Origin of the sequence: Streptomyces sp. NPDC127197, from assembly GCF_042672405.1 — a bacterium.
GTDB lineage: Bacteria > Actinomycetota > Actinomycetes > Streptomycetales > Streptomycetaceae > Streptomyces > Streptomyces flavusporus.
Map to the genome: position 1 here is coordinate 1 of NZ_JBHXVG010000053.1, position 13,662 is coordinate 13,662.

Genomic DNA, 13,662 nt, shown 5'->3' on the forward strand with positions numbered 1-13,662 from the left:
CCGGGGTCGGGCCCCCCGGCCTCCCCCCCCGGGGGGCAGTCCCCGCCTCCTACCGGGGTTGGGCGGCCCGCTCTTCCTCAGGGCGCCCCATCCTCGTATCGACCGGGGGAGTCAGCTCGTCGCGTCTTCCCGCCGCACCGACAGCAGATCCTCCAACTGCTCCTCCCGGGCCGGCGCGGCCACGAACAGCAGCTCGTCGCCCGCCTCCAGGGAGTCGTCCCGAGTGGGGGTGAGGACCCGGGTGCCGCGGATGATGGTGACCAGGGAGGTGTCCTCCGGCCACTCCACATCGCCGACCTGGGTGCCGGCCAGGGCCGACTCGTCCGGCAGGGTCAGCTCGACGAGGTTGGCGTCGCCGTGGCTGAAGCGCAGCAGGCGGACCAGATCGCCGACGCTCACCGCCTCCTCGACCAGGGCCGACATCAGGCGCGGGGTGGAGACGGCGACGTCCACGCCCCAGGCCTCGTTGAACAGCCACTCGTTCTTGGGGTTGTTGACCCGGGCGACGACGCGCGGAACGCCGTACTCCGTCTTGGCCAGCAGTGAGACGACCAGGTTCACCTTGTCGTCGCCCGTTGCGGCGATGACGACGTTGCAGCGCTGGAGCGCCGCCTCGTCCAGGGACGTGATCTCGCAGGCGTCGGCGAGCAGCCACTCGGCCTGCGGGACGCGCTCGACCGAGATGGCGGTCGGCGCCTTGTCGATGAGCAGGACCTCGTGGCCGTTCTCCAGCAGTTCACCGGCGATCGACCGGCCGACCGCGCCGGCTCCGGCAATGGCGACCCGCATCAGTGACCGCCCTCCTTCTCAGGGCCCTCGGCGAACGCCGCCTCGACCTTCTCGACGTCGTCCGAGCGCATCATCACGTGCACCAGGTCCCCCTCCTGCAACACTGTCTGCGAGGTGGGCAGGATGGCCTCGCCGAGCCGGGTGAGGAACGCCACGCGGACGCCGGTCTCCTCCTGCAGCCTGCTGATCTTGTGGCCGACCCAGGCATTGGAGGCGTGCACCTCGGCGAGCTGGACTCCGCCGGTGGGGTCGCGCCACAGCGGCTCGGCGCCGGACGGCAGCAGCCGGCGCAGCATCTGGTCCGCCGTCCAGCGGACCGTGGCGACCGTCGGGATGCCGAGGCGCTGGTAGACCTCGGCGCGCCGGGGGTCGTAGATACGGGCCGCGACGTTCTCGACGCCGAACATCTCGCGGGCCACGCGGGCGGAGATGATGTTCGAGTTGTCACCGCTGGAGACGGCGGCGAAGGCGCCGGCCTCCTCGATGCCGGCCTCGCGCAGGGTGTCCTGGTCGTAGCCGACCCCGGTCACGCGGCGGCCGCCGAACGAGGATCCCAGGCGTCGGAAGGCGGTGGGGTCCTGGTCGATCACGGCGACCGTGTGCCCCTGTTGCTCCAGGGTCTGGGCGAGAGCGGAACCCACTCTGCCGCAGCCCATGATGACGATGTGCACGACCGTCCTTCCGATATCAAGTTGCTGACTTGCCTTGATTAGGGTCTCAGACCGGCCACCAAGCTACACACGCACAGTCCGTGGAGGGCACCCCCGTGCACGGTTTGCCCAGATCAGCGGCGGCTGATGCTCCACACGCTGAGAACGGTGAGGATTCCGAGGCCGACGAGTGCGGCGGTGGCGCCGATCAACTCCGCGGTGGCAGACATGGGACCTCCGATTGCAGGCGACGGGATGGCTCAGGGGATGGTTTCTGGCATAAGGGTTTTGTCATATAGGCATGGGGGTTGTCGTGTCGCCCGGACCCGTGGCCTGACGGCCCCGGTATTTCACTCGTGGGGCAGATGGCGGGAGGCAGGTGGGCGAAGCCCTGTTCGAAGCCTTACGATCCTCTGTTGTGTCCAAACTGACCGACGTGCCCAAACGGATCCTGATCGGGCGCGCACTGCGCAGCGACCGGCTGGGCGAAACGCTCCTGCCGAAGCGCGTCGCACTCCCCGTGTTCGCCTCCGACCCGCTGTCCTCCGTGGCGTACGCGCCCGGAGAGGTACTGCTGGTCCTCTCCATCGCGGGCGTGTCGGCCTACCACTTCAGCCCCTGGATCGCCGCCGCGGTCGTCGTGCTGATGTTCACGGTCGTCGCCTCCTACCGGCAGAACGTGCACGCCTATCCGAGCGGCGGCGGCGACTACGAGGTGGCGAACACCAATCTCGGCCCCAAGGCCGGCCTCACCGTCGCCAGCGCACTGCTCGTCGACTACGTCCTGACCGTCGCCGTCTCCATCTCCTCCGGCATCGAGAACCTCGGCTCCGCGATCCCCTTCGTCGTCGAGCACAAGGTGCTCTGCGCGGTGGCCGTGATCCTGCTGCTGACGCTGATGAACCTGCGCGGGGTCAGGGAGTCCGGCACGCTCTTCGCGATCCCGACGTACGTCTTCGTCACGGGCGTCTTCGTCATGATCATGTGGGGCGCGTTCCGCGGGCTGGTGCTCGACGACACCATGCGGGCACCGACCGCCGGGTACGAGATCAAGGCCGAACACGAGGGCCTCGCGGGCTTCGCCCTGCTCTTCCTGCTGCTGCGCGCCTTCTCCTCCGGCTGTGCCGCGCTCACCGGCGTGGAGGCGATCTCCAACGGCGTGCCGGCCTTCCGTAAGCCCAAGTCGAGGAACGCGGCCACCACGCTCGCGCTGATGGGCCTGCTCGCCGTCACCATGTTCTGCGGCATCATCGGCCTGGCGATGGCGTCCAACGTCCGGATGGCCGAGAACCCGGCCCACGACCTGCTCGACAAGGGCGTCCCGGTGGGCTCGGACTACGTCCAGAACCCCGTGATCTCGCAGGTCGCCGAGGCCGTCTTCGGCAAGGGCAGCATCCTGTTCATCGTGCTGGCCGCAGCCACCGCGCTGGTGCTCTTCCTCGCCGCGAACACCGCGTACAACGGCTTCCCGGTGCTCGGCTCGATCCTCGCCCAGGACCGCTACCTCCCGCGCCAGCTGCACACCCGCGGCGACCGCCTGGCGTTCTCGAACGGCATCGTGCTCCTGGCCGGCGCGGCCGCACTCCTGGTGTGGGTCTACGGAGCCGACTCCACGCGTCTGATCCAGCTGTACATCGTCGGCGTGTTCGTGTCCTTCACGCTCAGCCAGACCGGCATGGTCCGCCACTGGAACCGCCACCTGGCCACCGAGCAGGACCCCGCCAAGCGCCGCCACATGATCCGCTCCCGCGCGATCAACGCGTTCGGCGCCTTCTTCACCGGCCTCGTCCTGGTCGTCGTCCTGGTCACCAAGTTCTCCCACGGCGCCTGGGTCGCGCTGCTCGGCATGGTGATCTTCTACGTGACGATGACGGCGATCCGCCGCCACTACGACCACGTCTCCCAGGAACTCGCCGCCCCCGAGGGCCCGAGCGACGACAGCCTCCGACCCTCGCGGGTGCACTCCGTGGTGCTGATCTCCAAGATCCACCGCCCCGCCCTGCGCGCCCTCGCCTACGCCAAGCTGCTGCGCTCGGACACCCTGGAGGCGCTCAGCGTCAACGTGGACCCGGCCGAGACCAAGGGTCTGCGTGACGAATGGGAGCGGCGCGGCATCGACGTACCGCTGAAGGTGCTCGATTCGCCGTACCGGGAGGTCACCCGGCCGGTCATCGAGTACGTCAAGAGTCTGCGCAAGGAGTCCCCGCGCGATGTGGTCTCCGTGATCATCCCGGAGTACGTCGTCGGCCACTGGTACGAGCACCTGCTGCACAACCAGAGCGCGCTCCGGCTGAAGGGCCGGCTGCTGTTCACGCCGGGCGTCATGGTGACCTCGGTGCCCTACCAGCTGGCCTCCTCCGAGCTGGCCAAGAAGCGGGCCGGCAAACGGCAGGAGTGGAACGCGCCGGGTTCGGTGCGGCGTGGTCCGGCGCAGGTGCGGCCGAAGGAGCCCAGCGCCAAGGACTGACGTGTGCAGGAGCACGTAGACTGGTGGGCTGTTGTCCAGCCGTAGTCCTTCTCATCTCTGGAGTCACCCCGCCATGCAGGCAGAACCGAAGAAGTCGCAGGCGGGGTCCCTGGTCGGGCGGGAGTACGAGGTCGAGATCGGCCCCGTCGCCCACGGCGGCCACTGCATCGCCCGCACCGAGTCGGGCCAGGTCCTGTTCGTCCGGCACGCGCTGCCCGGCGAGCGGGTCGTGGCCCGGGTGACCGAGGGCGAGGAAGAAGCTCGGTTCCTGCGCGCGGATGCGGTCGAGGTGCTCTCGGCGTCCAAGGACCGCATCGAGGCGCCCTGCCCCTACGCCGGTCCCGGCCGCTGCGGCGGTTGCGACTGGCAGCACGCGAAGCCGGGTGCCCAGCGGCGCCTCAAGGGCGAGGTGATCGCCGAGCAGCTGCAGCGGCTCGCGGGCCTGACGCCCGAGGAGGCCGGCTGGGACGGCACGGTGATGCCGGCCGAGGGCGACAAACTGCCGGCCGGCCAGGTGCCGCAGTGGCGGACGCGGGTGCAGTACGCGGTGGACGCCGACGGCCGTGCGGGCCTGCGGCGGCACCGGTCGCACGAGGTGGAGCCCATCGACCACTGCATGATCGCTGCTGAGGGGGTCAGCGAGCTCGGCATCGAGAAGCGCGACTGGACCGGCATGGCCTCGGTCGAGGCGATCGCGGCGACGGGTTCACAGGACCGCCAGGTGATTCTGACGCCCCGGCCGGGCGCACGTCTGCCCATCGTGGAACTGGACAAGCCCGTGTCCGTGATGCGGGTGGAGGAGAAGGACGGCGGGGTGCACCGCGTCCACGGCCGGCCCTTCGTCCGCGAGCGCGCGGACGGGCGTACCTACCGGGTCGGGAGCGGCGGCTTCTGGCAGGTGCATCCCAAGGCCGCGGACACGCTGGTGACGGCCGTGATGCAGGGCCTTCTCCCCCGCAAGGGCGACATGGCGCTCGACCTCTACTGCGGCGTCGGCCTGTTCGCGGGCGCGCTCGCCGACCGGGTCGGCGACCAGGGTGCGGTCCTCGGCATCGAGTCCGGCAAGCGGGCCGTCGAGGACGCCCGGTACAACCTCGCCGACTTCGACCGGGTCCGCATCGAACAGGGCAAGGTCGACTCGGTCCTGCCGCGCACCGGAATCACCGAGGTCGACCTCATCGTCCTGGACCCGCCCCGAACCGGGGCCGGCCGGAAGACCGTCGAGCACTTGTCGTCGCTGGGCGCCCGTCGCATCGCGTACGTCGCGTGCGATCCGGCGGCACTGGCGCGGGATCTGGGGTACTTCCGGGACGGGGGGTATCGGGTGCGGACGTTGCGGGCGTTCGATCTGTTTCCGATGACGCATCATGTGGAGTGCGTGGCGATTCTGGAGCCTGCGGCAAAGGGCGTCTGACCTGCGGTTTTCTGTTTCAGGGTCGTTTTCTCGACCTGTTTCCCCATAGTGCAACAGGTCGGGCGGTCCGGGGCGCTGTGACCTGCGTTCTTGGAGCGAGGGCGGTAGTCGAAGGGCGTCGGGGTGACCGTCTTGCGAACGTTCTTGACGCTCAAATGACGCCGGCTTCGATGGCCCGCGTCCGAATGTGGGATGGAGATGGGGCAGCGCCGGATCGCGTCCGCTGGAGTGGTGTAACGACGGCCACTCGGTGATCTCGTGCAGCAAGGTGCCACCCATGGCTGGGCCGACTTGGGCACCTGGCTGAGCAGGTTGCGGGCGTAGTGGAGCCGTCAAGGAACAAGCTGTGGCTTTCGATCTTCAGGCTCGTTGCCATGGTATGGCCCCCTCGAACGAGCTGCATGACCAACTCTTGTGTCGTTTCCGTGTGTTGTTGCCACACCTGAACGAGCGACAGCGCCGCCTGGCGGTGGCGGCAGAGGCCCGGTTGCTGGGGCATGGCGGCGTACGGGCCGTAGCGCGGGCCGCCGGGATGAGCGAGACCACGGTGCGACGCGGTGTCGCGGAGCTGGAGGCCGGGGCTGATCCGCTGCCGGCTGGCCGGTCCCGGGTGGCGGGCGGCGGACGCAAGCGGGTCGAGGAGAAGGACCCCGGGCTCGTTGCCGCGCTGTTGGCGCTGGTCGAGCCGGACGAGCGGGGTGATCCGCAGTCGCCACTGCGGTGGACGACAAAGTCGCTGCGGCACCTCGCGGAGGAACTGAACCGTCAGGGGTATGCCGTCTCGGCGCCGACGGTGGGCCGACTGCTCAGACTGCAGGGGTTCAGCCTGCAGGTCAACGCGAAGACCCTGGAAGGCTCCCAGCACCCGGACCGGGATGCCCAGTTCCGCTACATCAACGAGCAGGTCAAGCAGCACCAGGCCAGCGGCGAGCCGGTGATCAGCGTGGACACCAAGAAGCGCGAGCAGATCGGGAACCTGCCGATGACCGGGCGGGAATGGCGGCCCAAGGGGGAACCGGTCGAGGTCGAGGATCACCATTTCTTCTTCAGCGGCCCCGATGTCGAGCACGCCGTGCCCTACGGGATCTACGATCTGGCCCGCAACACCGGCTGGGTGAATGTCGGCGTCGACCACGACACCTCGGTGTTCGCCGTGGAGTCGATCCGCCGCTGGTGGCGCACGCGCGGCAGTCTCGACTACCCGGACGCGACACGGCTGCTGATCACCGCGGATGCGGGCGGCTCCCACAGCTACCGCTACCGGGTATGGAAGAGCGAACTGGTCGCCCTGGCCGCCGAGACCGGCCTGGCCATCACCGTCTGTCACTTCCCTCCGAGCACAAGTAAATGGAACAAGATCGAGCACAGGCTGTTCTCACACATCACCCGCAACTGGCGCGGTCGCCCGCTGACCAGCCACGACGTCGTCATCAAGACGATCGCCGCCACGACCACCCGTGCCGGTTTGCGCGTGGAGGCCGCTTTGGACACTGGCGACTACCCCACCGGCATCGCGATCAGCAAGGAGCGGTTCGCCGCCCTGCCTCTTGAGCGGCACGCCGTCCACGGCAGCTGGAACTACACCCTCCACCCCGCGCCCGCCGCGGCCCCACCGCCAACCGGAGAGCAGCACGGTCCCGCCCAGCGGCGTCAGGCCATGCTCGCAAAGCTGGCCGACGAGCATCTGACCGGCCTGAACACCGGTGCGCTCACGGAGCTGACCACGGCCATCGCCCCTGCTCAGGTCGCCCGCACGCAGCAGCGATACAGCGAACAGCGCGGCGGACGAGCCCGCCGGGCCACCGGCAAGATCCGCCACAAGCCGCTCTTCGACGACCCGGCACGGCTCTTGCTCACCCTGCTCTACCAGCGGCAGGTCTGCTCCATGAACGTCCTGGCCGATCTCCTTGAGGTCACCGCCACCTGCATCGCCGGCCATATCCACGAAACCCGTGAAGTCCTCGAGGACCACGGCCACTACCCCGGCACCGCCGCGGTCCGCTTCAACACCGTCAGGGACCTACTCGCCTTCCTCGAGCACGCCAGCATCCCCGCCCGCACCACGATCATCGACAAGCTGTCGCACCCCGTACTGACCGGGATGAGCCGCACGGAACTGGACACGCTCGTGCGTCGCCTCGCCTCACGGCAGACCGCCCAGGCCGAACGACTCGCCCACCAGCGCCGCGGCGGTGAACGCCAACCCGGCGCCCGCGGTGGCGTCTTCCCACAGAAGATCGGCAACCGCGAACGTATCCTGCTCGCCCTCCTCTATCTCAGGAAGCTGTGCACCCTGGACGTCCTCGCGGACGCGCTCGGCGACGTCAGCCGCTCCCTGATCGGAAACGTCGTCCGTGAGATCCGTCCCCTGCTCGAACAGGACGGCTGGATTCCAGGCCAGGCAACCACCCGATATCGCACCGTAGACGACCTCTTGGCGGCCGCCGAGACACACGACGCGACACACCGACAAGTTGAATCTTGACGGCTCCAGTGGGTGCGGCAGCGCTGCCAGGAGGCACCGGGCAGGACGGCGCCGATCGCGTCCGCCAGGCCGAGGATCTCGCGGTGCCCGTCGGCGCTGACACCGCCCGCGATCAGGGCATGCACGTTGATGATCCGGCCGCCCTTGCGGACCTTCTGGGTCAGCGCGTCCACCCAGACGAACGCATACTGCCCAGTGTCCAGGGGCCGGTTGCGGAACGCGGCGACCTGCTCGTCCGGTCCGAGTCCGGCCATTCGCCCCGTTCTCGGCGAGCAGTTCGGGCGGGGTGCCGACGAGGGCGATGTTCGGCGGGTCATGGGAGACGGTCGTCTGTTCGCACAGGACCATGCCGTCCCAGGTGAAACGGGTTTCCTCAGGACGGTCTCACCGTTGTCCGCGAGACGCTGCTTGGCGATGCGGGCCTACAACCTGACGCCCTCCATGATGCGCGCGGCCGTCGACGACGATGTCCTGGCGCTTCCCCCGTGCCACTGCATCGACTTGCCCCAGATCGCGGTCAAGCCGCCGCAGTGGTTCACGCCTGACCAGCGGCGTGGGCATTATGGACGATGTCTTGACGTTGAAATGACGCTCGTGACGCTCATCGGACCTCAGAATTCGTGCACTACCACCCAGTAGTCGGATTCTTCGACCGAGGCGGCACACAGGTGACGGCCGTCAACCGAAACGGCCACGAACTCGGGTGAACCCGTCACTCCGGAGATACGTGACGGGAGGTTCTTGCCGACCGGGTCTTTTACGCGCACCCAGCCGACCGCGCTCCCGCCGGGTACGGGCGGGAGGATGAGAAACTCTCCGTTCTCCCCGTAGAGCGAAGCTTGTGAAGCATGGTGATGCCACACCTCGTCCAGTTCGTCGGCGGCGTGGGGGGTGGAGGCGGGGATTGCGGCGACCGGCTCCACCTCGAATCCGCTGACCGCATAGATGGCGGCGTTCACGGGTGGGCCGTCAGATGCCGCCTCCCCCGTCACCTCAAGTCCGCAGCGCCCGAGGGTGTCCAGCCACTCCGGTGCCTGCCGGTCCTTCATGATCCCTGACCTTTCATCGGTCCCCACAGCATTCAGCTGCCTTCATAGAACAGGTGATGGTCGCCACCCGGTTTGTTTATCTTGGCATATCTCTCCATGGACTCCGGATAGCCGAGGCTGCCGTCGGGGCGCTGCACTCTTGCATTGTCCCAGCCGAAGTTGACGAAGTTCCGGGTGTCATCGATCTTCGGTTTGCCGGCATGGAAGTGTGGACCTGCTGGATCGTGGGTGTGCTCGACGACCACACGCGAGCCATTATCTGTTTCGAATTGCCGGAAATTTCCCCAGTGTGCCGGGTCGGGTGAATAAATGTAACCCGGCGTGTGCTTCAGTTGCTTGTCCCCGGTGACTACCCACTCGGCAATGGGCTCTTCGCCGTAACGAACACCGGCGAGCTCGAACGCGGCTTTTTCCGCATCTGTGCGGTTCTCGAACGGGTTGCCTTTCTCACCACGCGGATACGGGCTGAGTCCGAGGGGGTCGGACCAGGTGTGAGGGTTGTGGACGTAGGTGGCGGGGTTGGGCGCGGGAGTGAGCCCGAGGGGGTCGGGGGTGAGGTATCGCGCGGTTTCAGGGTCGTAGTGGCGGAACAGGTTGTAGTGCAGGCCGGTTTCCGGGTCGTAGTACTGACCGGGGAAGCGGAGCGGGGTGTAGGCCGTGCTGGATCTGCTCCAGGCGGTGGTGCCCCAGAGGGTGGCGCGGGTGCGCCAGGCGATGTCGCCGTCCTGGCCGATCAACTCGGTAGGGGTTCCGACGAGGTCGGTGGCGATGGCGAAGAAGCGCCGGTCCACCTCGTCCTGACGGGTGTCCGCCGTGAGGATGCGCTCGGTCTGTGAGAGGGGAACGCCGGACCGATGGTCCCAGGTGAGGGCGACTGCGCTCGGGAGGTCCGGGTGGTGAACGGTCTGTTCGCAGAGGGTCATGCCGTCCCAGGCGAACCGGATCTCCTCCACCACGCTCTCGTCGTCTGTCAGACGCTGCTTGGCGACGCGGCGGCCCAGGGGGTCGTAGCGGTAGCGCCAACGGGTCCCGTCCGGGGTGATCACCGAGGTGAGTCGGTTCTCGGCGTCCCATTCATAGCGCCAGGTGTCGGGTTTGCGGGACAGGCGGGTCTTCTGCCGCAGGGTGATGCGGCCGAGGGCGTCGTGTTCGAAGCGGACGGCTCCGGCGCGGGTGATCGCTGTGCCGGCGTAAGTCCGCGGTCCGGTGGCTTCGTTGCCGGGGTGGGAAGCGGGCCAGGACGCCTCGGTCAGGTTGCCGCTCGCGTCGTAGGTGTACCGCTCGGTCCAACCCTGCGCGTGGACGGCGGTGACTTGGCCGACCGCGTCCAGGTCGAAGGTGCGGGTGCCCGACAGGAGATCGCTGACAGAGCTGAGGTGGCCGTCCGGGCGGTAGGAGTAGGTACGGCTGTTGAGAGTACGGCCGTCGGCGGTCAGGTGACTGGCGGAGAGCCGCCCGGCCTCGTCCCAGGCCGAGGTGACGGTGAGGGGTGCGGCGAAGCCTGCGAAGACACGAGCCGTTTCACGGCCCGCGACATCATGGGTGAAGACGACCGGGGACCCTCCGGTGGTCAGGCGCTCGGGACGGCCACTGGCGTCGTACGTGTAGGTGGTCACGTGGCCGGTGGGAGTGATACGGCGGGTGCGGTGGCCCACGGCGTTGTAGGCGTAACTCATGGCGCGGCCGTCGACGAGCTCGGACTTGACCCGTCCCCGGCGGTCGTACATGTAGAGGAGTTCGCTGTCCGGGCCGGACGCCTGCAGAAGACGTCCGGCCCGGTCGTAGCCGTAGGTGGTCACCTGGCCGTCGGCGTCCTTCCGGATCACCTGGCCGAGTTGGTCGCGCTCGAAGGAGATGACGTGTCCGAGTGAGTCGGTTCGGGAGGTGAGTTGCCCGGCGGCGTCGTAGCGGTAGGTGAGGGTGCGGCCGTCGAAGTCGGTCTCCGAGACCATGCGCCCGGCCGCGTCGTACTCGTAAGTCCAGCGTGCGCCCTGCGGATTGGTGACCTGGACGAGCCGCAGGGCGGCGTCGTACCCGAATTCGTACCGGCCTCCGTTCGGCTGGGTGCGGGCCGCCACCAGGTCGAAGTGCGTGTACTCGAAGCGGGACACCCCGCCGATCGGGTCGGTGTGGGTGAGGCGGTTGCCCTCGCCGTCGCAGGTCCACGACTCGGTGGCGCCGTTCGGGGCCTCCCGGCGGATCAGATTGCCGTCTGCGTCCCACTCGAGACAAGTGACGCCGCCTGTGGGGTCGGTGACGCGTCTTGCGTTTCCGAGGGCGTCGCGCTGAATCTGAGTGGTCCCGCCGGCCGGGTCGATGACCTGCACGGGCCGGCCCATGGCGTCGCAGCGGACTGTGGTGACGGCTCCCAGCGCGTCGGTGATCGACGTCAGGCATCCCCGAGCATCGTAGGCGTACCGGGTCGTATAGCCGGCCGGATCGGTGACCGCTACCCGGTTGCCGCGCTCGTCGAAGCTCTGGAGCCAGCGGCTGCCGTCCGGGCCGTGGAGGTCCGTGTACCTCCCGAACGGGCCGGGCTTCATGGCGAGTCGGCTGCTGTCCGGGCGGAGCACGGCGACCAGGCGGTTGTTCTCGTCGTAGGTGTAGGCGGTGGTGCGGCCGAGTGGGTCGGTGCGGGTGAGGAGGTTCCCGCGGGTGTCGTAGGCGAAGCTGTTGATGTGGCCGAGCGGATCCGTGGTGGCCAGGACGCGACAGCCGGGGCCGATGAGGTGGCGGGTGGTGCGGCCGTCGGCGGTGGTGAGGGTGGTGGTGCGGTGGCCGGTCGGGGGATCGGGTTCGGTGTAGGTGAGGGTGATCTGGATGTGGCCGGCTTCGCCGCCCTCGGCGATGACGCGGTCGCGGTCGTCGTAGACGTAGTCGTAGCGGCTTCCGTTGGAGTCGATCCAGGCGATGACGCGGTGGCGGTCGTCGTAGAGGAAGGTGGTGGTGGCGCCGGACGGCTTGGTGACCGTGGTGAGGTCGCGGTTCTGGTAGCCGTAACTCATCAGGAGCAGATCCGCCTCGCCCTCGCCCGCGCCGGCCAGGGACAGGCCGGTGATCAGGCCGTCGGCGACGGACAGGTTCACCTGGTGGCCGGCCGAGTGGACGAGGGCCAGCGGCAGGCCGTCGTCGGCGCGGTCGATGGTGATGGTGTGGCCGTTGCGTTCGGTGACGGATGTCAGCCAGGCGGTTCCGTCGCCGCCGGGTTCGCCGCCGGGCGGGGCGGTGAAGCGGAAGGTCAGCCCGGTGTCGGGGTCGGTGATCGTGTAGTCGCCGTCGGCGCCCCGGGCGAGAAGCGTGCGGGCCTTGCCCGATTCCGGTGTGGTCGGCGCGCCGGGGACCGGATGCGGGTACGGGACCAGAAGTCCCTCGGCCGTGACGTGGACGACGCCGATGGCGTCGATCTCCAGCCGCTCGTCGACCGTGGACGACCAGGACGGCCCCAGGAAGCGGCCGATGGCCAGGCCGGACTCGGTGCGGCGGGTGAACACCAGCGGCAGGATGCCGGGGATCGCCAGGTCGGTCTGGGGCAGGAACATCCGGCCGGTGGCGAGGTCCACCGGGTCCGTGCCGTCGGTGGTGCGCTCCCCGTCCACGCGGTTGTGGGTCCCGTCCGGGGCGTCGTCGATCAGCTTGCGCGCGCGTGCGGCGTCGGCGGCGTCCGCGGCGATGCGCACGCCCTTGACGGCGGCACCGCCTCCGCCGGTGGCCGCGGTCAGCGCGGCATCCGGCAACAGACGGCCGAAGCCCTCGTAGGGGTCCTTCATGAAGTCGCTGATCATCTGCTTGCCGGTGCCGACCGGGTCGTTGGCGGCGACCACCAGTCCGGCGGCGAGGCTGTTGAGGTTGGTGGCGTACTCGGCGGGGTGGGTGAGGTTGTACGGGTCCAAGGGGTTGATCCCGCGCACGAAGTTCACCAGCCCCGCGGTGCCCTTGATGATGCCGCCACCGACGTGGTCGCCCATGATCTGCAGTTCCTGGATCCCGTCGCCCGCCTGCTGCGCGTACGACGGCTTCTCGGGAGCCAGGTCCCGCCCGGCGCGGACCGCGCTGCGGGCGGTCTCCGCGGCCGTGTTCCGCTGCTTGCGGGCGTCGGCGAGGATGTCCTGCGCCTCCTGCATCAGCTTCTTGCCGGGGTCGTCGAACGTCGCGGCGGGGCGGGGCGGGAGCGTGGCGGGGTCGCGCTGGTCGGCGGGCTGGGCGTTGTAGCGGTCGACCGCCTTGTTGTAGTCGGCGACCTTTTTGCGGTGCGCGTCGGCGGCCCCCTCGGACGCCTTCACGCCCTCCTTCCACTTGTCGATCGCCGTCTGCGCCTGCCCCTGCGCCCACGTCACGGTTCCGGCGAACGCCTCCAGCGCGGCGGCTGCCTTCTCGCATGCGTCCGCACCGGTGAACCACTTGGGCGGCTGGGTGCTCACCGCCTTGCGTAGTGCCTCGGCCGCCTCGCCCTTCAACCGTGAGGAGTCCAGTCCCTTCAGACCGCCGCCGGCGTCGTCGAACGCCTTCTGGAAGCCGCGGAGCTTCTGGGCGGTGGAGCGCAGCTTGTCCGGGCTGCCGTAGATCAGTTTGGTCTTGTCCTCGGTCTGCCCGAGGTCCATCTCGTCGACCTCGGCGCCCATCCGGTTGGCGACCGAACGGGACTGCTCGCGCACCCAGTCCGCACCGGATTCCCAGCCGACATCGTCCAGCCGGTCGGCGGTCCACTTCCCGGCGTCCTCGACCCGGTTGCCGACCCACTCGACACCGTCCTCGGCCGCGTTCTCCACCAAGTCGGGCGTGATGTCACTGATGAAGTCGCCGATACCCAC

Annotated in this window: 7 protein-coding genes and 1 pseudogene; 3 read left to right on the forward strand and 5 right to left on the reverse strand. The window is 68.8% G+C overall.

What is annotated here, in order from left to right; all coding sequences use genetic code 11:
* Nucleotides 1–111 precede the first annotated feature (111 nt).
* Nucleotides 112–789: a TrkA family potassium uptake protein gene (locus ACFVJQ_RS40680; protein ID WP_224733555.1), complete on the reverse strand. Its 678-nt coding sequence runs from the start codon at nt 787–789 to the stop codon at nt 112–114.
* Nucleotides 789–1,460, reverse strand: a complete 672-nt coding sequence (locus ACFVJQ_RS40685; RefSeq protein ID WP_129801021.1) for a TrkA family potassium uptake protein — start codon at nt 1,458–1,460, stop codon at nt 789–791. The genes ACFVJQ_RS40680 and ACFVJQ_RS40685 overlap by 1 nt, the downstream gene beginning before the upstream one ends.
* A gap of 397 nt (nt 1,461–1,857) precedes the next feature.
* Here ACFVJQ_RS40685 and ACFVJQ_RS40690 point away from each other — a divergent pair, with 397 nt between their 5' ends.
* The 3 genes from ACFVJQ_RS40690 to ACFVJQ_RS40700 all read left to right on the forward strand — a co-directional run bounded on the left by ACFVJQ_RS40690 (nt 1,858) and on the right by ACFVJQ_RS40700 (nt 7,805).
* On the forward strand, nt 1,858–3,906 hold the full coding sequence (locus tag ACFVJQ_RS40690) for an APC family permease (protein WP_385790876.1): 2,049 nt from the start codon (nt 1,858–1,860) through the stop codon (nt 3,904–3,906).
* A 73-nt stretch (nt 3,907–3,979) separates the two neighbouring features.
* Nucleotides 3,980–5,320 (forward strand): class I SAM-dependent RNA methyltransferase, encoded by a 1,341-nt coding sequence (locus tag ACFVJQ_RS40695; RefSeq protein WP_385509461.1) that lies wholly within the window; start codon nt 3,980–3,982, stop codon nt 5,318–5,320.
* Nucleotides 5,321–5,699: 379 nt separating this feature from the next.
* Nucleotides 5,700–7,805, forward strand: coding sequence for an ISAzo13 family transposase (locus ACFVJQ_RS40700; protein ID WP_385790877.1), 2,106 nt, complete (start codon nt 5,700–5,702; stop codon nt 7,803–7,805).
* Nucleotides 7,806–7,807: 2 nt separating this feature from the next.
* On the opposite strand, the pseudogene ACFVJQ_RS40705 reads toward ACFVJQ_RS40700, so the two are convergent.
* The 3 genes and pseudogenes from ACFVJQ_RS40705 to ACFVJQ_RS40715 form a co-directional block, all read right to left on the reverse strand.
* Nucleotides 7,808–8,041, reverse strand: a pseudogene (locus ACFVJQ_RS40705) (transposase); the annotation flags it as partial.
* A gap of 375 nt (nt 8,042–8,416) precedes the next feature.
* Entirely contained in the window at nt 8,417–8,854 is a 438-nt protein-coding gene (locus ACFVJQ_RS40710) for a hypothetical protein (RefSeq protein ID WP_385509462.1), read from the reverse strand.
* Nucleotides 8,855–8,886: 32 nt separating this feature from the next.
* Nucleotides 8,887–13,662, reverse strand: coding sequence for a putative T7SS-secreted protein (locus tag ACFVJQ_RS40715; protein WP_385790878.1), 4,776 nt, complete (start codon nt 13,660–13,662; stop codon nt 8,887–8,889).